The following is a 21161-nucleotide window of genomic DNA, read 5'->3' on the forward strand; positions in this document are numbered from 1 at the left end:
TAAATGTATTAAAGGAAATGGCACATCCAGTACGGTTAAAAATAGTAAATGAGTTAATGTACCATAAGACATGTAATGTTAAACAGTTAATAGAGATTTTAGAGCTTCCACAATCTACGGTTTCACAAAATTTGTAAAAATTGAGAGGAACCGTACTTCGTGCAGAAAGAAAAGGATTAGAAATGCATTATTATATTGAGAATTCCAAAGCCCGTCAAATCGCTAGAGTTTTAAATATATAGATTGGAAATAACATCAAAATCTTCTGTATTAAAGCAGGGGATTTTTTTGTTTTTATTAAGCTGTAAATATTTATATTAGAGTAAAAAACTATTTTCTTATTATAGGAATGAGATAGGAATATCAAATGGGTTTTAAATAGTAAAAATATAGAAAAATAAAGAAAAATATGTTAATGTGATAATCGAAATATAAATTTATTCGAAAAGGAGTGAAGAGAGTATATGTTAAAAAGGGGTGTAATGTTATTATTCTTTATTCTATCTATCTCGACATTTAGTATGGTAACTCAAGCTGCTAATAGTTCTGAGTACGTGAATCAATCATTCTATGGGTATAAAGAACCGTCATTTACTTCAGCTAAAACAAATGGTGGATCAGAGTACGGTGCCCAAAATGTAGGAGTCGTAGAAAAAAGAGATAATGGCTGGTGGAAGATTGAAACATGGGAAGGTCCAGTTTGGATTAACTTGAATGGGGAAGAACGTGTCATGGGAGATTTCTATGCATATGATGAACCTTCTTTCTCATCAAAGGTTGCGAATGCTGGAGCGAAGTATGGGCGACAAACATTTAGAATAGTAGATGGAACAACAGATGGTTGGCTAAAATTTAAGACGTGGGAAGGCGACAAGTGGATGAATCCTACGTCTGAACAAATTACTGTCAACAAAACGATTTATGCGTATAATGAGCCGTCATTTAATGCAACGAAAGCAAATTATGGAGCACCATATAACCCACAAAATTGGGGAGTAGTAGAAAAAAAAGAAAATGGCTGGATGAAGGTAGGTACTTATGAAGGTTATAAGTGGATTAATCCAGATGGAGAAGAAAGATTCATAAACAAATCATTCTATGCGTATAATGAAGCTTCATTTAATGCAGCAAAAGCAAACGCTGGAGCATTATATAATCCACAGAATTTTAGAGTTGTAGATGGAACACCTAGTGGATGGTTAAAGGTTAAAACATGGGAAGGCGAGAAATGGCTGAATCTAGATGGAGAAGAAAGATTCATAAATCAATCATTCTATGCGTATAACGAGCCTTCATTTAGTTCAGGCAAAGCAAACGCCGGAGCATTATATAGTCCGCAGAATTTTAGAGTAATAGATGGGACAACTAGTGGATGGTTAAAGATTAAAACATGGGAAGGCGACAAGTGGGTTAATTTAAGTGCGGAAGATACAGGTATAGAATTCTACGTGGAAGCTACTGCATACAGCGTAGAAGGTAGTCCACCACATGAAAGAATTACAGCGTTTGGAATAGATATAGGAAAAAATCCTAACATTAAGTTAATTGCAGTTGATCCTAAAGTTATTAAACTAGGAACAAAGGTTCATGTTGAAGGATACGGTGATGCAATTGCTGGAGATACAGGTGGGGCTATTAAAGGCAATAAAATTGATGTTCTGTTTCCTACAGAAAAGCAAGCACGTGAATGGGGACGTAAAAAAGTGAAGATTAAAATAATGAAATAGGATATATCTATTCTTTGCTTCGAAAATTATATATTAGACAAAATAAAAGGGAGGATATTTTTATGTTTAGGAAAAGTATAGGAATCTTATTATTTTTTATTCTATCTATCTCGACATTTGGTATGGTAACTCACGCTGCTAATAGTTCAGAATACGTGAATCAATCATTCTATGGGTATAAAGAACCATCTTTTAATTCAGCTAAAACAAATGGTGGGTCAGAGTATGGTGCTCAAAATGTAGGAGTCGTGGAAAAAAGAGATAATGGCTGGTGGAAGATTGAAACATGGGAAGGTCCAGTTTGGATTAACTTAAATGGGGAAGAACGTGTTATGGGAGATTTCTATGCATATGATGAACCTTCTTTCTCATCAAAGGTTGCGAATGCTGGAGCGAAGTACGGGCGACAAACATTTAGAATAGTAGATGGAACAACAGATGGTTGGCTAAAATTTAAGACGTGGGAAGGCGAAAAATGGATGAATCCTACGGCTGAACAAATTACTGTCAACAAAACGATTTATGCATATAATGAGCCGTCATTTAATGCAAAGAAAGCAAATTATGGAGCACCATTTAACCCACAAAACTGGGGAGTAGTAGAAAAAAAAGAAAATGGTTGGATGAAGGTAGGTACTTATGAAGGTTATAAGTGGATTAATCCAGATGGAGAAGAAAGATTTATAAACAAATCATTCTATGCATATAATGAAGCTTCATTTAATGCAGCAAAAGCAAATGCTGGGGCATTATATAGTCCACAGAATTTTAGAGTTGTGGATGGGACACCTAGTGGATGGTTAAAGATTAAAACATGGGAAGGCGAGAAATGGCTGAATCTAGATGGAGAAGAAAGATTCATAAATCAATCATTCTATGCGTATAACGAGCCTTCATTTAGTTCAGGCAAAGCAAATGCCGGAGCATTATATAGTCCGCAGAATTTTAGAGTAATAGATGGGGCACCTAGTGGATGGTTAAAGATTAAAACATGGGAAGGCGACAAGTGGATGAATCTAAGCCAAACAGATTCTGGTTCTTCTGGAGTAATTGATTTAGCTTTAAAACAACTTGGAAAGCCGTATGTTGAAGCTGGGACAGGACCAAATGGATTTGATTGTAGTGGCTTTATTTATTACGTATTTAAAAATAATGGATATAACATTGTGAGAACAAGTGTTGCAGGATACTGGGGCATGGTTACTAAAATAAATGACCCTCAGCCAGGAGATTTAGTATTCTTACAGAATACATATAAAGCTGGTCCTTCTCATTTAGGAATATATTTAGGAAATGGTGAATATATTCATGCTTCTGATGAAACAACAGGTGTAATTAAAAGTAAGATAAACAGTCCATACACTCAGAAGCATTTCTTGGGGTATGCTAGATTTTCAAAATAATTAAATTGGATTTAATGAAGAGACAGTTATCTAAAATAGCTGTCTTTTTATAATTGGTATCATTTTGGGATGGGGTTTGGCTAAAAGCTTCAGATAAAAAGAAGCTGGATAAATTAAAAGTATTGATGCTATTGGATAATTGCTATAGGGCATTTGTGTTTATCGCTATAATAGTATAGTTATATAAATCTAAAAATCAAGAGAATTCAAACCGAGAATAAGAAGTGGAAATAAAAGATAAAATTTACCAGTAAAAATATAGAAAAATAAAGTAAAATATGTTAATGTGATAATCGAAATATAAAATTATTCGAAAGGGGAGAAAAGAATATATGCTAAAAAAGGGTGTAATGTTATTATTCTTTATTCTATCTATCTCGACATTTAGTATGGTAACTCACGCTGCTAGTAGTTCAGAATACGTGAATCAATCGTTCTATGGGTATAAAGAACCGTCATTTACTTCAGCTAAAACAAATGGCGGATCAGAGTACGGTGCCCAAAATGTAGGAGTCGTAGAAAAAAGAGATAATGGCTGGTGGAAGATTGAAACATGGGAAGGTCCAGTTTGGATTAACTTAAATGGGGAAGAACGTGTCATGGGAGATTTTTATGCATATGATGAACCCTCTTTCTCATCAAAGGTTGCGAATGCTGGAGCGAAGTATGGAAGACAATCTTTTAGAATAGTAGATGGAACAACAGATGGTTGGCTGAAAATTAAGACGTGGGAAGGCGAAAAATGGCTGAACCCTACGGCTGAACAAATTACAGTCAACAAAACGATTTATGCGTATAATGAGCCTTCATTTAATGCGACGAAAGCAAATTATGGAGAACCATTTAACCCACAAAATTGGGGAGTAGTAGAAAAAAAAGAAAATGGCTGGATGAAGGTAGGTACTTATGAAGGTTATAAGTGGATCAATCCAGATGGAGAAGAAAGATTCATAAACAAATCATTCTATGCGTATAATGAAGCTTCATTTAATGCAGCAAAAGCAAACGCTGGAGCATTATATAACCCACAAAATTTTAGAGTTGTAGATGGAACACCTAGTGGGTGGTTGAAAGTTAAAACATGGGAAGGCGAGAAATGGCTGAATCTAGATGGAGAAGAAAGATTTATAAATAAATCATTCTATGCGTATAACGAGCCTTCATTTAGTTCAGGAAAAGCAAACGCTGGAGCATTATATAATCCACAGAATTTTAGAATAATAGATGGAACAACTAGTGGATGGTTAAAGATTAAAACTTGGGAAGGCGACAAGTGGATGAACCCGCATGAAACAGATTCTGGTTCTTCTAAATATCAAATACCTGTAAAAAACCCAAATGTGAGTTCATGGTATGGAAGTCGTTGGGGGACAGTGCATAAAGGTATTGATTTCGCAGCAGCAAAGGGTACACCAATAATGGCATCTAAATCAGGAACTGTACAATTTGCTGGTTTTGGTGTAAGAGGTCAAGGATTTGGTGGATATGGAAATGCGGTAGTTATTAGACATGAAGACGGACTTTGGACATTATACGGTCATATGGACTCAATTTTAACTACTGTAGGAGCACATGTACAACAAGGTCAAGTAATAGGAAAAGTAGGTAGTACAGGCGATTCTACGGGGAACCATTTGCACTTCGAAATTAAGAATCAGTATATAGGTGGACAAGTAGATCCAAAACCATATTTACCATTTTAATAAACATTAAGTTTGAATAATTAATATACGATAAGAATAATAAATTTATTGCATATTTAATAAAAGGACAGTTATCTAAGGATAACTGTCCTTTTATAATTTATTAATGCTTCAAACTTTCATGTTTTAGAGGAAGAAATTATCTAATAGAAACCAATAAAGTACTTGTGTTAAGAATAATTTTATAAATTTCCTTGATAATAAAAACCTTATTATGTAATATATAGTTATATTGTTTATCTATTTGATTCCGTTTATTCCCACACCTTATGTGTTGTGGTAGAGTTGTAGATTTGTAGAAACAAGTTTTGTTCTTGTTTTCATTTTGAAAGGGCTTCTTTGAGCCGATTAGTGTATAAAGCTTATTTTGCTATGCACAATTAATCGACTTAAAGAAGTCCTTTTTTTAAGTGGATATATGTAAAAGACATTGAGTCAGAGAAAAAGATCGTTGTTTAGAAGGAATGAGTAATAAAGAAATAAAGGATAGAGCATCTAACAAAAAGAGTTATATGAGATTATAGTAAGTTAAATCTCTTATAGAGATTTCAAAATACCGAAGTAATAAGCACAGTTAAAGGGGAAGGTCTCAAATTTTTAAAGGGACATAATAATGCATCTATAGAAGAGGAGAATTAAAATTGAAACCAACTAGAGAAAAGTACGTAATTAATGGGGAGTATACAATAGAACGTAAGCTTTTACATAAAGAGATTATTGAATCACTTCTAAAGGGGCAATTACAGCAAGAGCAAGAACCTGAGGCTATATTACTTGGTGGTGGTTCTGCAGCTGGAAAAAGTTCAATTGGAGAGTTAGTAAGTAAGGGATATAAACATCAGAAACAAAACCTGGTTTGGATAGATCCTGATAAGATCAAAGAAAAAATACCAGAATATCAAGAGTTAATAGAATCTGAAAATATTGAGTTAATGAAACAAGCAGCTTTTTTAGTTCATGATGAAAGTAGTGATATTACCATGAAACTTTTAAAAATCTGCATGAAAAGAAAAATAAACTTTATGTACGATGGTACAATGAAAAATGAAGTAAAATACAAAAAGTTAATTCAACAATTAAGACTAGCAAGTTTTAGCATTAAAGCAATTATTGTAGATGTCCCAATAAAAGTTGCCTTAGAGCGATCTAATTTGCGTTTTAAAGTAACAGGAAGATTGGTACCCGAATATATAATTAAAGAAAGTCATATGAAAGTAGCGATTACATTTTCTAAAATTAAGGATTTAATAGATTGCTATACTTTATATGATAATACCGGGAAGGAACCAGAAGTTTTTGCTTTTAAAGAATCAAAACGAGTAAAAGAAATTATTGTAGATGAATCTCGAAATAATCAATTTATTGAGAAATCAGCTCTTGTTTTTTAGTGAATATATATCGTATAAATTTTATAACATAATTAATAGATTTTTTCCTGACAATTTATTATATTATTGATATAATAAATACAGGAGGCGATATAAATGGAATTTAAAGACCTTATGAATTATATTGAAGAAAATAAAGAAGAACATTTTCATGATTTAATCGCTAAAAATGAACGGGAAATTGCAAAAAAAGAAGAAGAAGAGAAATAAATAATTTTAAATAGAAGAGTTGGCCTTTTGGGTCAACTCTTTTGTTGTTATAAATGGTTATAAAATTGAATTTCTCAATTGTTGAGTAAAAGGAATTGCAGAATTTTTCTGTAGAAAAGGTTGTTTGGTATTGAAAATGAAACAGACAATTTGCTAATCATAGGAGAGTTTTTTAGTATTATATTAAATAGAAAACAGCGTAATGAGTTAACGCTTTAGGAGAGAGTATATGAATCATTTTATTGTTATGCAGGGGCATACATATCAAGAGGAAAAAGGATTAGAAATTATTTGGTCACCTAAAAAGGATAGAGGCGGTAATGTACCACATTCATGGAAAAGAATGATGGATGTAAAAGAGGGGGATCGAATCTTTCATTATGTAAAAGGGAATATTGTAGCAGTTAGTATAGCTGAAGAGGATTGTAAGGAATCGAATAAACCATCGATTATGAAAAGCCATGATCAATGGAATGATGAAGGCTATTTGGTATCTTTAAAATTTCATGAGTTAGAAAAACCAATTAATATACGTGAGAAATTTGAAGAGATATCGCACCTGTTGCCAATTAAATATTCACCTTTTCAATCAGATGCAAATGGAAACCAAGGTTATTTATATCCATGTAATGAAGAATTAGCCCTTAAATTAATGGAACTAATTGGTGATTCAAACATTTATAAAATAAATGATGAGCAATTAGAGTTAGCAGTTGATCCGGTAAGAAGGACAGAAAATAACACATTAATTCCAGTTATAGCTGAGACGGAATCCGAAGTAAAAGCAAAAATCCGAATTGGACAGCAAAAATTTAGAGAGGAATTAATTGAGATTTGGAGCGGAAAATGTGCATTATGCGGAATAGATTTACCAGAATTGTTAAGAGCAAGTCATTCTAAGCCATGGAAAGATAGTACAAGTATGGAACGCTTAGATCCGCATAACGGTGTACTACTGTGCTGTAATCATGATGCTCTTTATGATAAAGGATTTATCACATTTGATGGACAGGGACGACTGCATATTTCCTCATTAATAGTGGAAACAGATTATTTGAAATTGGGATTAATACCAAAAGCTAAGATAGGAATTCAACCGGAAAATAAATTATACTTTAAGTGGCATAAGAGGAATATTTTTAAAGTAAAATAGTATAATTTTCAACTTCAAGGACAGGAAGAACATAAGAGAGACGAATTGGGTTATCCAGTAAAGGGGAATGGTACATGTATAACTGTAATCAATGTGGAACAGAAATGATTATGCAATTACAAGATAGATATAGAGAATATTGTCCCAAATGTGAAGAGCTTAAACCAAATAACTTGGTATACTATAATCTATATGAATTACTAGATTATATGGAAGCTAATCACTACATGAGTAAGGAAAATATGTTACATAATTTTTTGAAATGGGAGTTTGATTTAACGAAAGGGAATATATTCAAGTTATATCTAGCCATAGATAAATATGATCAATTGAATGATGAGGATTTTACAAGAAAATTAGAGGACTATATGAAGGGTATTCGATTAAAATTAAATGTTAAATATGAAGATGATTATATCTGGATCAAGGTTAATTAGAGGGAATTATAGATGTAATGAATTTTGTTTTAAAGAGATAGTAAGTGATTGAGAGGAGATTAATAATGATGGAAGATTTGCAAAAGGTAGTAATAAAATTTCGAGATGAGAGAAATTGGGGGCAGTTTCATAATGCGAAGGATCTAGCAATTTCCTTAAATTTAGAAGCATCAGAGTTGCTTGAGACTTTTCAATGGAAGTCTAGTGAAGAAGCAACAGAGACGAAAATGCAGGAAATAAAAGAAGAAGTGGCCGATGTAATGATTTATTTACTTATGCTAAGTGATAAATTAGATATCGATCTAGAAGAAGTAGTACATGCTAAGTTGGAAAAGAATGCAGAGAAATATCCTGTAGAAAAAGCATTTGGAAGTAATAAAAAATATAACGAACTGTAAAGCGATAATCGTTTTACAGTTTTTTAAAATGGTTATGAGAAAGCAGATGGTTGAGATCATGATTTGGATGTGTGTATTTCAAAAGTATGAAATACACACATCCTTAAGTATTCTTAAAATTAAAAAGTAGGGAGTTATTCAAATGCTATCATTTGCAGCAAAATTATCTTCATTTGAAATAATTAAGAAAAAGCGGAAAGATTTTGAGCAAGGCAGTATGAGAGACTTTGAAATTGATAGAGTACCTGTAGTCTATATTCAACGAGATAAGAAGAATTTATATGTAGGTAAGTCCACAGATATATATGAGCGTTTTGTTGCACATATAAGTGATGAAGGTAAAACATTCAATGAAGTTATTGTAATAAAAAGTGAATTATTTAATGAAAGTTCAATTAAGCATATTGAAACATTGTTAATTGAATATTTATCTGCAGATGATAAATTTAACTTACTGAATAAAGTAAGGGGCCAAAAGATTCATTCTTATAACGGTATTGAAGATATTCAGAGTATGTTTAAAGAAATTTGGAATGAGTTAATTGAAGAACGGGTAGCTAGTGAGAATTTAGGTGAGATACATAATAAATTTATTTATAAATATTCACCATTTAAAGAGTTATCGGCTAATCAAATTGAGGTTTGTAAAGACATTTTTAATACGATGCTTACTACATCAAATAGTCGACATTTGATTACAGGGGACCCGGGTACCGGTAAAACAATTGTATTAACAAACATCTTATATGCGCTTGCTTATGACAGTGAAACTGGTAAAGCACGAGAGGGATTGAATTATGAGGATATAGCACTTGTTATTCCACAAAATCACTCATTAAATTTATATAAGAGCTTAATGAACAAACTAGGTCTACAAAGTATTACAGTACTGTCACCTTCACAATTTATTAAGCAGGCAAAAAGTAGGGGCACAAAATATAAATATGTTTTTGTGGATGAAGCACATCGTCTGAAACAATATTTTGGTAAACAAGCACGTGATTTAAAACATTTAGTTACTGATAATGGTTATACAACTGAGTTGGAGTTAATAGAAACATTCGCGTATCACTTAACTGTGGTTTATGATCCATACCAAACAATTCGACCAGCAGATATAGATACAGATGTATTCCAGCAGTTGGCAGCGAATTATAAGAGGCATCCCTTACATAAACAATTCCGTTTAAAATCTGGAGATCAATATTTAGCATGGCTTCGTAAATATTTACAAATAGCAAATAATGTTGGAGTGTATGAAGAAGGGTTATTGCGGGGTTATGACTTTAAGGTAATGGACTCTATTACAGAGTTGAATCAATCTATGAAAGCGTTAAATGAAAAACATGAATTATGTCGTGTAGTCGCAGGTTATTCTTGGAAATGGATTACACAGATGGACAAAAATCATTATGATATAAAAGATCCTGTTACAGGCGATACATTCAAATGGAACTCAAAGGTAAAAGGTTGGATTAACTTTGAGAATAGTATAGAGGAAATAGGATGTATACATACTACCCAAGGTGCGGATTTAAATTATGTGGGTGTGATTTTAGGAGCTGAAATTGATTGTGATTACGCAGGTGAAGAAAATGGAGACTATGATTTAAATAAAGCTAAGATTGTGGTGAATCCAAAAGAATATAAAGATCGAAATGGTCTTCCAATTAAGGGAACAGATATAAATAATGAGGAGTTAACATCCTATATTAAACGTATTTATTACGTGCTATTATCTCGCGGGATAAATGGATGTTACGTTCATGCAGTAAATCAAAATATGCAGAGATACTTAAAAGAAATAGTGAGAATAAGTCATTAATTATATAAAGAAGTTACTGTAATTACAGTAACTTCTTTATATTTAGTAAAATGAAAGGTATATAGACATTAAATTTTAATCGTAAAGTTATGTTTTATTGTTAAAAAATTTCGTTAAAGATATGAAAAGATACTACTACTTAGAAAGTGTATAGAATGAGGAGTATAAACACTGTTAACATGATGCAAATGTGCATATTAAATAGAAAGTAAAGTAAATTGATAATTCATGTGGTAAAATTTTATATATAAATACAATATATGAGTAAGATGTATGCTTTGGACCTTTAGCTCAGCTGGTTAGAGCAAACGGCTCATAACCGTTCGGTCGTAGGTTCGAGTCCTACAAGGTCCACTTATAAACAAGGAGAGAGCACTCAAATGAGTGCTTTCTCCTTGTTTATAAGAAATAAAGGGGATTGTATGATGAAAATAATTGACTTAGAAGCAGTAAGAAAAAAGAAAGAAAAAGTAATGGTAACTATTCCAGTTATAGAACTAATATATGGGGATGATGGAGAAATTGAATTTAAGATAGTAGGAAAAAAAGTTGTTCCACAATCCATGTTAGAGAATTGAACTACTTATAATAGGCTGTAAAGTCGCAAAGTAGACGGAGTTCAATAAAATTTCATTCCTCTAACGAGGAGAGGGTTTAAATTACATTAAAATAGCAATACTTATATTTGAATTAAGAAAACTAAAATTAAGTATAAAAATATATGGGTTTTGTTTTTTATAAAAATAAGAAATCATTGATAAAACAACAGTGGTTTCTTATTTTTTAGGATTAGTGCAAGACATTTCTAGCTCTCTTTTTCAAAGGATAAATCTATAAGTTTTATTAAAGTTATGTTTGTCACATTATAAGTAGAGATTAAAATTATTTCTCGACCTCATACACTATATGTGTTTTGAGAAGCGTTCGATGACCTTTACCTTCAGGGAAAATCTCTCTCCAATCAAAATATTTTAAAATATCTTGCTTATATTTACCTGCATTTCATTTTTGATCAGCCTTGACTATGTGATTTAAAACTATTCCATAGGTCAAATTATTAATAGTATATATATTTTTTTTTAGGGGAAGATGAATTTTGAAGGGATAGGTAAGTCGTACCTTCGAAATTTATTTTAGTAGGTGAAATAATGAAAAAACAGTTAGAACCGTTTGCTAAATTAACTCAAGTAAAATCATTAGACGTCGGAGAAGAGCAAAAGGAATTCAAGCATGTACAGAAGTATCTCTCTAGATTTGGGTATTTGAAAGAAGATACGTACGAGGTGAATAGGTTAGATGATACTACATCTAAAGCGTTAGAAATGTATCAAAAATTTAACAAGTTAAACAAAACGGGGGATTTTAATGATGAAACCCGTAGCCAAATGCAAACTAGTCGATGTGCACTACCGGATTTTAATAATGGTATTACATTTAGAATTAGATGTTCTTGGGATAAAAAAAATCTTACATATGCATTTGACAATATTACAGCAGACGTTCCGAAGCCAGACGCTATTCAAGCTGTGAGAAATGCTTTTAAAACATGGGAAAATGTTTCTAGCCTTAAGTTTTCAGAAGTTGCAAAAGATGAAAATCCTGATCTTATAATTGGATGGCGAAATGCAAATGATGAAGATTTGGATATGACAGGAGGAACATTAGCTCACGCTGATTTTCCTCCGGGATGTTCTATTATTACAAACGCATTACCATTACCTATTCATTTTGACGATAGTGAACATACTTGGTGTATTGGTGCATTTAGAGAGCAATTTGATATTGAGACAGTTGCAGTCCATGAAATTGGGCATACACTAGGTTTAGAACATTCTGATGTCCAAGGGTCTATTATGTTTCCAACTGTTGGTTCAAATTTAATTAAAAGAAATTTAGCGCAAGATGATATCTCAGCTATTCAAAGTTTATATGGAGGTCATTAATGATCCTCTTTAAAATCTCAAAAAAAGAATCCGCTTATTGTGGATTCTTTTTTTAATTTAAAATGAGTAATGATAGTGGTTTATCTTTAAAATATATTTTAGGCTCATTATTATAAAAAAACAATATAAGTTCAATGCGTACCTTCATGTATAAATATGAAATACTTTTTCATTGAAGTTATAGAAATCACAGCATTACAAATTTAATTTAGGTAATGGTTATTTAGAGCTTAAGATTGATTGTCAGAAAAGGCAGAATCATAAGACCTCAGCCCTTTTTAAAAAGGTTTATAGAATTCTAATAGTTCAACTGGAATATTATTTTTGTATGCTATACATGCTTTTGTATCACCAGGTTGAATGGTCTTTTTGTCAATTAACAAAAGCGCAGCAAATGTATTTGCTTCTATCTCTAATTTATCAACGGAAAAGAATGTATTCTTACGCAGGAAAGGTGTATTTGCATGAGTATGTAGAACCGCGTGTCCTAATTCATGAGCACAAACAGTTCTCTGCATAGATGGAGATAAATTAGTATTAATAACAATGAAACGATTTCTTTTTTCATATTTATAAAAACCATTTATTTCTTCATGTAAATCCCATGTTAGTACATGTATTTTTAAGTAATCTGCAAGCTCATAGGGGTTTGTCGTGTTGTATTTGGTGCTAAGTTGTTGGACTAGATCTCTAATGACGAATTTCAATGTTTTCCCTCCTAAGCTTGCATCAGTTATCGTCTGGATTACGATATTTCTTAGGCACGTATTTTTTATTGATTACTTTTGTTTGTTTTACAATGTACTCCATCGCATCTAATAATGACTCTACTGCTTCTTGACTCATAGGTTCACCAGAGAACATTAAGCCATCTTCGCCTTGTAAATCTTTCTTTATTTTTTCCATTCTTTTTGCTATATCTTTCTCATCTTTTGGCGTTACTTGTTCGTTTGGTTCGTCTGCAACAGATCGACCAAGTAAATAGTCAGCTGAAACTGAAAAGCAATCAGCTAATTTACTGAGAACATCATGTGGAGGGAACCTCTCTTCTGATTCGTAGTAACCTATCATTCTTTGGGATACTCCAATTTTTTCTGCCAGCTGTTTTTGAGTTAAATTTTCTTTTTTTCGTAAGGATTTTATTCTAAGTCCTATCACATTGTTCACCTCTCTAATTGAACTAATTGTTCTCTTTGAGTTTATTTTAGCACAAAAAGTTCTTTTGTGCATTGACAAAGAACAATTAGTTCTTTAATCTGTATTTAGAACTAATTGTTCTTATGGAGGTAGGGTAATGGGAAATAAAATGTACGATCCGAAAAAAAACTTATATAAAGAAATTGCTAGCTATTGCGGAGTAACTGAACGCTATATTCGAATGATAGATCAAAAAGAAAGAACGCCATCAATGGAGACAGCTAGGAAGATTGCACAGTTTTTTGATAAGAGTGTAGATGATATTTTTTTTAGTAATAAATCGAACTTTAAGTTCTTTTTGGCCTCACTTTGGTTTAATAAGTCTGGAAAGTAGATTTTTTTATGAGGAAGTTAAAGGTTGCAATAAGTAAGTAAAAAAGGTTTGAAAATATGAGAGGTAGATAATATGGGGATTTTTCGAGTAAAAAAAGATAATAATTATTCCGTTATTAATAATACCGGTCTAAAGGATAAGAGGCTTTCTTGGAAGGCGAAAGGAATATTAGCTTACATACTCACACTTCCAGATGATTGGGTGTTTTATAGAGAAGAGTTATCGCAACATGCAAAAGACGGTATTAATAGCTTAAGAGCTGGAATGCAGGAATTAAAAGAGTACGGATATATTAGAAGATTTCCTGTTAGAGATGAAAAAAACAAAATTGTTAGGTGGGAGACAATTATTTACGAAATCCCAGTGGATGATTATCCACCAGTGGAAAACCCACCTGCTGGAAAACCTGTTGCTGGTAACCTACCGGTGGAAAATCACAAGCTACTAAATACTAATATACAAAGTACGAAAGAACTAAATACTGATATACAAAATATAAATCATCGTCATGATAATAAACAAAAATTAATCTCACAAAGGTTAATAAATGATGATTTTAAAATAAGTCATCAATTTTTAATGAAGAATAGAATTTCATTAAGTGAAATAGCGATTAGAGAGCTTGGTGTATTTTGTGAATCATTAGGTAGTGAACTAATTGGGGAAGCAGTAAATAGATCAATTGATGAAAATGTACCAAAGTGGAGATATGTACGTGGGATTCTTAAAAAATGGGAAACCAAAAAGGTAAAAACACTCAAGGATGTAGCTATGCTAGATGCACAGTTTGATCTTGGTAAGAATAAAAAACAATTTGGATCAGGGAATACTAATCGAAGTGAAATGGTACCAGAATGGTTACATGAAAAAGAAGATGTTCCAGAAGATCAGCCTATAAAAAATAATGAGTTAACTATTGAAGAAGAGCGTGAGAGATTAAAAACTTTATTAAAAGAATATAAATCATAATTAATATTTATAAATTTTATTAAATTGATAATAAAGGTTAGTTTATCTTTGGTGATCAAAATAAAAGCAGGATTTAAATAAAGAAAAGTAGGGGGATTATTATATGTTTGACTGGCTCAAAGATTATCAGAAACTAGAAGAAGAAATAGCATATTTAGAATATAACTTAGACAAATCAAAAGCAGAATTAAAGCGCTGGACTAGTGGAGACTTACAAAATGTACGATTAACTGCTGAATCCGAAGGGGCTAAAGTAGAAGATCGGATTGAAGCGATTGGATATGAATTAGGACATAAGATCAATGAAGTATTTGATTTAAAGATTTTAATTAATAAGTTTACAGGATTAGATCATCAAATTCTCAAAATGAAGTATGTTGATGGAATGACTTTAGAACAAATAGCGTTTGAATTACATTATAGTACAGGTTATATTCGCCGAAAACATGCTGAAATAAAAAAGATTGTCAAGTTTGTAGATGGGTTTTAATGTTACCTTTTTGTAGGGTACATGCAGTGTACAGAAAGTATTGAAAAAGTGATTTATAGTAGTAATATAAGATTTCGACGAAAGGGCAACTATTTTTATGGTTGCTCTTTTTGTTGTGAAAGAAGGTGAGCAACATGAAGTAATTTTAAAAAATTTTTTCATTTAAGTGTTAGATGTAATTAGTAGATTAAGAGTTCTATAGAAAAAATAATAGGAAAATAAGGAGAGATTTAGTAATGAGTATATTAGCTGCTTCAGTTAAAACAAAGAATCTGCCACAACAAGTGTTACGTTGGCAATCAATGGTAGAAAGTGAATGTTCAGCACAAGGTGTGTCTGAATTAGTTCCCTACGTACTTGGGATTATTATGGTGGAGAGTGGAGGAAACTCTGAAACAACATCTGATATTATGCAGTCCAGTGAATCACAAGGTTGGGCGATGAATACAATTAAAAATCCTAAAGATTCAATTTATTATGGAGTAAAGCATCTAAAAGGAGCTTTTGATGATGCAAAGAAAAATGGTATTACAGATTTAAGTGCCATTGTTCAATCATATAATTTTGGACGAGCTTACCTTCGTTGGTTAGCATCTAATAATAAACAGCATTCATTACCAGTGGCAGATCTGTATTCTAAAACGGTTGTTGCGCCATCACTTGGTAATACAACTGGTGCTATGGTCAAGTATAGTCAGCCTATTGCCATTGCATACAATGGTGGCTACCGATATAAAAATGGAGGGAATTTCTTCTACTCTGAAATTGTTAAGCAATATGTAGATTTTGATGAAGCTGGTAATAACAATAAACCAATACAACCGGTGGGCTTGGGGATTGCTGTAAATAAATATCCGAATAACGGTGGTATTAATCTATATAGCCAACCACAAGGAGGACATTTTACGAGAGTAATTTATGATAAAACACCGTACCTTATTATAGATGCAGCATGGTTTGAAAATCCTATGATTTGTCTCGGAAACGAGGCATGGGCTGCTCTGGAACATTTCGATGTGCAATGGTTCAGTGCTTATTCAAAATATCCACCAGGTGGCGGTATTAACACGTATGATGGTCCTAACGGAAATTATACAGGTTTTGTAGATGGGTCTGTTCCATATAGACTTTTAGGACGAAAAGATGGTTACCTAGGTATTGGAAATAATGCATGGGTAAAAGAAGAACATTTTGATGTTAGATAATAACGGGGAGCTTTTTGTTCGGTTAATCTTAAGATTTGAAAAGCTAAAATACATCCAAAAAATAATAAATATAGACAGTGAACGAAGGTGCTCATTCAAGCACCTTTTTTATATTGTGTAAAAATAGAAAGGAAGACTAATATGGCAAAATTTATTTATCCTACAGATACAACAAGAGTAACAAGTGGTTTTAGAGGTAGTAGACCAGATCATCATGGGGTAGACCTTGCTGAAGCGGGCTATCATCCGATTTATGCAGCAGCTAGCGGGCAGGTTAGCCGTTCTTATCTTTCATCTAGTTATGGTGAATGTATTATGATTGTGCATACTATTGATGGAGTTACATGGGAAACTGTATACGCTCATATGCGTAGTGGTTCTCGAACAGTAAAAGTAGGCGATTATGTTACACAAGGACAAACTATTGGGGTTATGGGGAACACAGGGGAGTCTAGTGGCCAACACTTACATTTTGAATTGCATAAAGGGCGCTGGGATGCTAGTAAGAGTAATGCTGTGAATCCACTAGATTATTTGGGGAAAGGTGACAGTGGCAACAATACTGATAAACCGATACAACCAGTAGGTCTTGGAATTGCTGTAAATAAATATCCAAATAATGGGGGTATTAATCTATATAGCCAACCACAAGGTGGACATTTTACGAGAGTAATTTATGATAAAACACCGTACCTTATCATAGATGCAGCATGGTTTGAAAATCCTATGATTTGTCTCGGAAACGAGGCATGGGCTGCTCTGGAACATTTCGATGTGCAATGGTTCAGTGCTTATTCAAAATATCCACCAGGTGGCGGTATTAATACGTATGATGGTCCTAACGGAAATTATACAGGTTTTGTAGATGGGTCTGTTCCGTATAGACTTTTAGGACGAAAAGATGGTTACCTGGGTATTGGAAATAATGCATGGGTAAAAGAAGAACATTTTAATGTGAGATAGTATTTTGAAATCTATAAATATCAAATTAAATGGAAGAAGCAGTGTGATACTTTTTTATGAATTCGTTTAAAACGATGGTGTAGGAGTGTAGAGAGGAATTAAAGGAAGAGCAACTGATAAACAGTTGCTCTTTTTCTTTTTTAGCAGGTGAAGACAAGGAATTTATTAGAGATAATGCTGGCCGTATGGAGATTAGGTTACTAGATGTACTAAATAATGCAGTGAGAATTTTAAGTAATAAAAACGAGAGAATAAAAAGGAGATGTTCAGTAATGGAGATTAGAAAAAAATTAGTGGATTCAAGTAAATATGCTATAAAATGTCCCAATGCAATGAAGCCAGAATTCATCACAGTACATAATACGTACAATGATGCATCAGCTGAAAATGAAATTTCTTATATGATTGGAAATAATAATGCAGTTTCGTTCCATGTTGCAGTAGATGACAAAGAAGCAGTACAAGGTATTCCGTTTGATCGTAATGCTTGGCATGCTGGTGATGGTAACGGAAATGGTAATCGTAAATCCATCGGAGTGGAAATTTGCTATTCTTTAAGCGGTGGGGATAGATATTATAAGGCGGAAGATAATGCAGCAATTGTTATAGCTCAGTTAATGAAACAATTCAACATTCCAATTAGTAATGTACGTACACATAAATCGTGGAGTGGGAAACATTGTCCACACCGTATGCTTGACGAGGGAAGATTGGATCAATTCATTGAGAAGGTAAATAAAGCATTTAACAACAATAATAAACCAATACAGCCAGTAGGTCTGGGGATTGCTGTAAATAAATATCCGAATAATGGAGGGATTAATTTATATAGCCAACCGCAAGGAGGATATTTTACGAGGGTAATTTATGATAAAACACCGTATCTTATTATAGATGCAGCGTGGTATGAAAATCCTATGATTTGTCTCGGAAACGAGGCATGGGCTGCTCTGGAACATTTCGATGTACAATGGTTCAGTGCTTATTCAAAATATCCACCAGGTGGCGGTATTAACACGTATGATGGTCCTAACGGAAATTATACAGGCTTTGTAGACGGGTCTGTTCCATATAGAATTTTGGCACGAAAAGATGGTTATTTGGCGATTGGAAATAATGCATGGGTAAAAGAAGAACATTTTGATGTGAGATAAGGTTAAAGAATTAGAGTCACTCGTATGAGTGGCTATTTAATTTTTGGATTGGAGTATGATTGGAAATAGAAAATGTCAGTAGTGTTCTATACTAAGTTGTTTTTATGTATCGATTCAAGAATAAAAGGAGTAGTTTAGTGCGTAATTTGTTTATGTTGAATTAAATAAGAAGTAGGAAAGAGGTGGTAAAATGGATAGTTTACAAGAGGTGAAGGGTGATGTTCAGGAAATAAGGCAAGATATTAAGGAAATACGATTAGAGATTAGAAGTTTAGAAATGCGGACGACAGGTAATGAAAAGGACATTATTAATATTAATAAGCAATTAGACAAAATCAGTGCTAATACAACTTGGATACTACGCCTTATTATTGGTGGACTAATTGGAGCTGCTCTTACCTTCTTTTTGAAAGGAGGAGGTATGTAATGATTGAAATTACAGCAATGATTGGGGTTGTTGTAGGGATTTCACAAATTGCAAAAACAACTGGACTGCAAACAAAATATATTCCGTTATTTAATTTAACACTTGGCATTACGCTAGGTGTTTTATTTTTGTCTCAAGATATTAAAATGAATCTATTTCAAGGAATGATTATCGGATTGTCAGCTAGTGGATTATTTGACCATACAAAAATTATAAAAAGGGATGCCGATAGAAAATGAAAAAGAAATACAAGCATATTTTATCCATAGTTGTTGCTATTATTTTAGTGTTATCAATTGAAACAAATGTATTTGCTGATAGAATTCTATTTATTCCTGATTTACCAAAACAACCATACCGTTATGGTGTTGGAGCTTATGAAGGTGTTGTGGCACATTCTACAGCTACCCCAGAGGCGCCAGCAATTAATATTCAAAAATATGAGTCTCGCACATGGCGTTCAGCGTTTGTTCACTACGCAGTGGATTGGAATGAAAAAATTCAAATTGCATCTACAAAACATCAGGCATGGGGGGCAGGTCCCGCAGCAAATGCTAGATTTGTTCATGTTGAATTGTGTGAGACAAGTGATCCATTGAAATTTAAACGTTCATATGAAAAATATATAGAATTAATTGGGGAAATCTTGCGAGAACGAAATATTCATCCCTCTAAAGGATTATGGACACATAGGGATATTACTTATAAATTAGGTGGGACAGACCATGAAGATCCACTGGATTATCTTCGTAGTCATGGCGTATCTGAGGCTAAGTTCCGAGCAGACGTGTTAAAGGTTTATAACGGGAGCACGGTTACAGTGGATACCAAACCACAAAAACCAAATGAAATATCTGGTACAGTAGAGTCGAATGGTATTGCATATATTGAAGGATACAATGTAAATCTCCGCTCTGGACCATCAACAGAAAATAGTGTTATTCGTAAGCTACAAAAAGGTGAGGCTTATAAAGTATGGAATAAATTAGGGAACTGGTTACATTTTGGTGGTAACCAATGGATTTATTACGATTCTTCATATATTCGTTGCCAAGGCAATGAACCTGCTACAGTAATTGGTAAAAGAGTTATTTCAAAAGTAAATAATTTACGTTTCTATGATTCTCCATCTTGGCAAGATAAAGATGTTGCCGGTACTGTAGATATGGGTTTAGGATTCATTATTGATACAAAGGTAATTGTAAATAATTCACCACAATATAGAGTGCACAATAGTAAAGGTAAAACATATTATATAACAGCAAACGAAGCCTATGTGTATGTGAAGTGAAAGAGAGGATCTGCTCTAGTATGGGGCGATCCTCTTTTTTTTATTTATCATATATAAATTAGGTTTAATGGTGAAAAGAGGGGCTATGAATGATCTTTAGTTTGGAAAAATATTCTTGATATAAAAATAATATAGTGTTATATTATGATTTAATAATTTATTATTTAAAAATGAATTTTTGACATGATATAGATTTACTTAAAGATGTCGATTTTGGTAAAACAGAAGGTAAGGTATTAGGTAAAGAGACATAGTGTTTATGATGGTCGTTAATCCTTTATTATAATTTAGGAGAAATATATTAAGTAAGGAGTTTTTTTATGCTGAAATGGGCTAAGTGGATTGCCATGTTTGTGATTTTTATCTGTAGTATTTTAACTATCGATGCTCTTGTTGGTAGCAAAAAAGGTATAAAGGCCATTACAGCAGCAGTTGAGGAATTCACTGCGGATAAAAAAAATATAGGAAATCAAAAAGAAGTAAAGCAAGGAGCCGAAACAAGTGATTATAAACATTTAGACAAGCAGCATTATGCATGGGTAATGGATGATTATTTAAAGGATCTATCTGATGTGGCGAACAGATTTAGTATTTTAGAGGCTGATGCAGAAATTAAGGGTACTATAAACAAATCATGGGTTTCAGATGTAGGCGATGTTTTCTATAAAATGTCTTATCTCATCTCAAGTGTACGATATGTAGAACCCCCAACAGAATTAAAGGGTCTACATTCATCTATTTTAAAGGCGATGGATAACTTGCAATTTGTTATAGACAACTATGGAGATGCTGCGAGCCAAACAGATTTAGCGAAATTAGGAAAATGTTTAAAATCGTTAAGAAGTGCTAGGGATACAATAGACGAGGTCCGTAGTGAATTATCCACTTATGAATAATTATCATAAAAACCGATTAGTATTACAGAACATCCTCAAAAGTATATA

Annotated in this window: 22 protein-coding genes, 1 tRNA gene and 1 pseudogene; 22 read left to right on the plus strand and 2 right to left on the minus strand. The window is 32.8% G+C overall.

Annotated elements, in window-relative coordinates:
- Window positions 1–17: 17 nt before the first annotated feature.
- The 12 genes and pseudogenes from NZ044_RS27530 (at window position 18) to NZ044_RS27585 (ending at window position 12187) form a co-directional block, all read left to right on the plus strand.
- Window positions 18–242 (plus strand): annotated as a pseudogene (locus NZ044_RS27530) (ArsR/SmtB family transcription factor).
- Between the two features lie 222 nt (window positions 243–464).
- Window positions 465–1727: a 3D domain-containing protein gene (locus tag NZ044_RS27535; RefSeq protein ID WP_097807758.1), complete on the plus strand. Its 1263-nt coding sequence runs from the start codon at window positions 465–467 to the stop codon at window positions 1725–1727.
- A 62-nt stretch (window positions 1728–1789) separates the two neighbouring features.
- The gene (locus NZ044_RS27540; RefSeq protein WP_340950075.1) at window positions 1790–3130 is read left to right on the plus strand and encodes a C40 family peptidase; all 1341 of its coding nucleotides are present in this window, start codon (window positions 1790–1792) and stop codon (window positions 3128–3130) included.
- Between the two features lie 332 nt (window positions 3131–3462).
- A complete protein-coding gene (locus tag NZ044_RS27545) occupies window positions 3463–4833 on the plus strand; it encodes a M23 family metallopeptidase (RefSeq protein WP_340950076.1) in 1371 nt (456 codons plus the stop codon).
- 641 nt (window positions 4834–5474) lie between these two features.
- Complete coding sequence (locus NZ044_RS27550) at window positions 5475–6221, plus strand: zeta toxin family protein (RefSeq protein WP_340950077.1); 747 nt, start codon at window positions 5475–5477, stop codon at window positions 6219–6221.
- A 439-nt stretch (window positions 6222–6660) separates the two neighbouring features.
- Window positions 6661–7584, plus strand: a complete 924-nt coding sequence (locus tag NZ044_RS27555) for an HNH endonuclease (protein WP_170264949.1) — start codon at window positions 6661–6663, stop codon at window positions 7582–7584.
- A gap of 74 nt (window positions 7585–7658) precedes the next feature.
- The gene (locus NZ044_RS27560; RefSeq protein ID WP_000282135.1) at window positions 7659–8021 is read left to right on the plus strand and encodes a hypothetical protein; all 363 of its coding nucleotides are present in this window, start codon (window positions 7659–7661) and stop codon (window positions 8019–8021) included.
- A gap of 68 nt (window positions 8022–8089) precedes the next feature.
- On the plus strand, window positions 8090–8419 hold the full coding sequence (locus NZ044_RS27565; RefSeq protein WP_340950078.1) for a nucleotide pyrophosphohydrolase: 330 nt from the start codon (window positions 8090–8092) through the stop codon (window positions 8417–8419).
- A 142-nt stretch (window positions 8420–8561) separates the two neighbouring features.
- Entirely contained in the window at window positions 8562–10244 is a 1683-nt protein-coding gene (locus NZ044_RS27570) for a DUF2075 domain-containing protein (RefSeq protein WP_086407466.1), read from the plus strand.
- A 280-nt stretch (window positions 10245–10524) separates the two neighbouring features.
- Window positions 10525–10598, plus strand: a tRNA-Ile gene (locus NZ044_RS27575).
- A 71-nt stretch (window positions 10599–10669) separates the two neighbouring features.
- A complete protein-coding gene (locus NZ044_RS27580; protein ID WP_153602776.1) occupies window positions 10670–10822 on the plus strand; it encodes a hypothetical protein in 153 nt (50 codons plus the stop codon).
- Window positions 10823–11392: 570 nt separating this feature from the next.
- Window positions 11393–12187, plus strand: a complete 795-nt coding sequence (locus NZ044_RS27585; RefSeq protein ID WP_086407465.1) for a matrixin family metalloprotease — start codon at window positions 11393–11395, stop codon at window positions 12185–12187.
- 278 nt (window positions 12188–12465) lie between these two features.
- Here the strand turns inward: NZ044_RS27585 and NZ044_RS27590 are convergent, their stop codons facing one another.
- Window positions 12466–12894 (minus strand): ImmA/IrrE family metallo-endopeptidase, encoded by a 429-nt coding sequence (locus NZ044_RS27590; RefSeq protein ID WP_065705253.1) that lies wholly within the window; start codon window positions 12892–12894, stop codon window positions 12466–12468.
- Between the two features lie 22 nt (window positions 12895–12916).
- Entirely contained in the window at window positions 12917–13345 is a 429-nt protein-coding gene (locus tag NZ044_RS27595; protein ID WP_325857033.1) for a helix-turn-helix domain-containing protein, read from the minus strand.
- Window positions 13346–13481: 136 nt separating this feature from the next.
- Between NZ044_RS27595 and NZ044_RS27600 the strand changes: the two genes are divergently transcribed.
- The 10 genes from NZ044_RS27600 to NZ044_RS27645 all read left to right on the plus strand — a co-directional run bounded on the left by NZ044_RS27600 (window position 13482) and on the right by NZ044_RS27645 (window position 21113).
- Entirely contained in the window at window positions 13482–13718 is a 237-nt protein-coding gene (locus tag NZ044_RS27600; RefSeq protein ID WP_000527100.1) for a helix-turn-helix transcriptional regulator, read from the plus strand.
- Between the two features lie 72 nt (window positions 13719–13790).
- Window positions 13791–14687 carry a DnaD domain protein gene (locus tag NZ044_RS27605; RefSeq protein WP_016078277.1) on the plus strand — a complete coding sequence of 299 codons (897 nt, stop codon included), beginning with the start codon at window positions 13791–13793 and terminating at the stop codon, window positions 14685–14687.
- 103 nt (window positions 14688–14790) lie between these two features.
- Complete coding sequence (locus NZ044_RS27610; protein ID WP_000460737.1) at window positions 14791–15177, plus strand: hypothetical protein; 387 nt, start codon at window positions 14791–14793, stop codon at window positions 15175–15177.
- A gap of 236 nt (window positions 15178–15413) precedes the next feature.
- Window positions 15414–16382 (plus strand): lysozyme family protein, encoded by a 969-nt coding sequence (locus NZ044_RS27615; RefSeq protein WP_340950079.1) that lies wholly within the window; start codon window positions 15414–15416, stop codon window positions 16380–16382.
- A gap of 141 nt (window positions 16383–16523) precedes the next feature.
- Window positions 16524–17345 (plus strand): M23 family metallopeptidase, encoded by an 822-nt coding sequence (locus tag NZ044_RS27620; protein ID WP_063549719.1) that lies wholly within the window; start codon window positions 16524–16526, stop codon window positions 17343–17345.
- A 272-nt stretch (window positions 17346–17617) separates the two neighbouring features.
- Entirely contained in the window at window positions 17618–18499 is an 882-nt protein-coding gene (locus NZ044_RS27625) for a peptidoglycan recognition protein family protein (protein WP_340950080.1), read from the plus strand.
- 190 nt (window positions 18500–18689) lie between these two features.
- Window positions 18690–18926, plus strand: coding sequence for a hemolysin XhlA family protein (locus NZ044_RS27630; protein WP_000377827.1), 237 nt, complete (start codon window positions 18690–18692; stop codon window positions 18924–18926).
- A complete protein-coding gene (locus NZ044_RS27635) occupies window positions 18926–19165 on the plus strand; it encodes a hypothetical protein (RefSeq protein ID WP_000570185.1) in 240 nt (79 codons plus the stop codon). Before NZ044_RS27630 ends, NZ044_RS27635 begins: the two co-directional genes overlap by 1 nt.
- Window positions 19162–20217, plus strand: a complete 1056-nt coding sequence (locus NZ044_RS27640) for an N-acetylmuramoyl-L-alanine amidase (RefSeq protein WP_340950081.1) — start codon at window positions 19162–19164, stop codon at window positions 20215–20217. The genes NZ044_RS27635 and NZ044_RS27640 overlap by 4 nt, the downstream gene beginning before the upstream one ends.
- 320 nt (window positions 20218–20537) lie before the next feature.
- Window positions 20538–21113, plus strand: a complete 576-nt coding sequence (locus tag NZ044_RS27645) for a hypothetical protein (RefSeq protein ID WP_340950082.1) — start codon at window positions 20538–20540, stop codon at window positions 21111–21113.
- The last annotated feature ends 48 nt before the right edge of the window (window positions 21114–21161 follow it).

The organism is Bacillus sp. FSL K6-1338, assembly GCF_038006965.1.
GTDB classification, from domain to species: Bacteria; Bacillota; Bacilli; order Bacillales; family Bacillaceae_G; genus Bacillus_A; species Bacillus_A thuringiensis_S.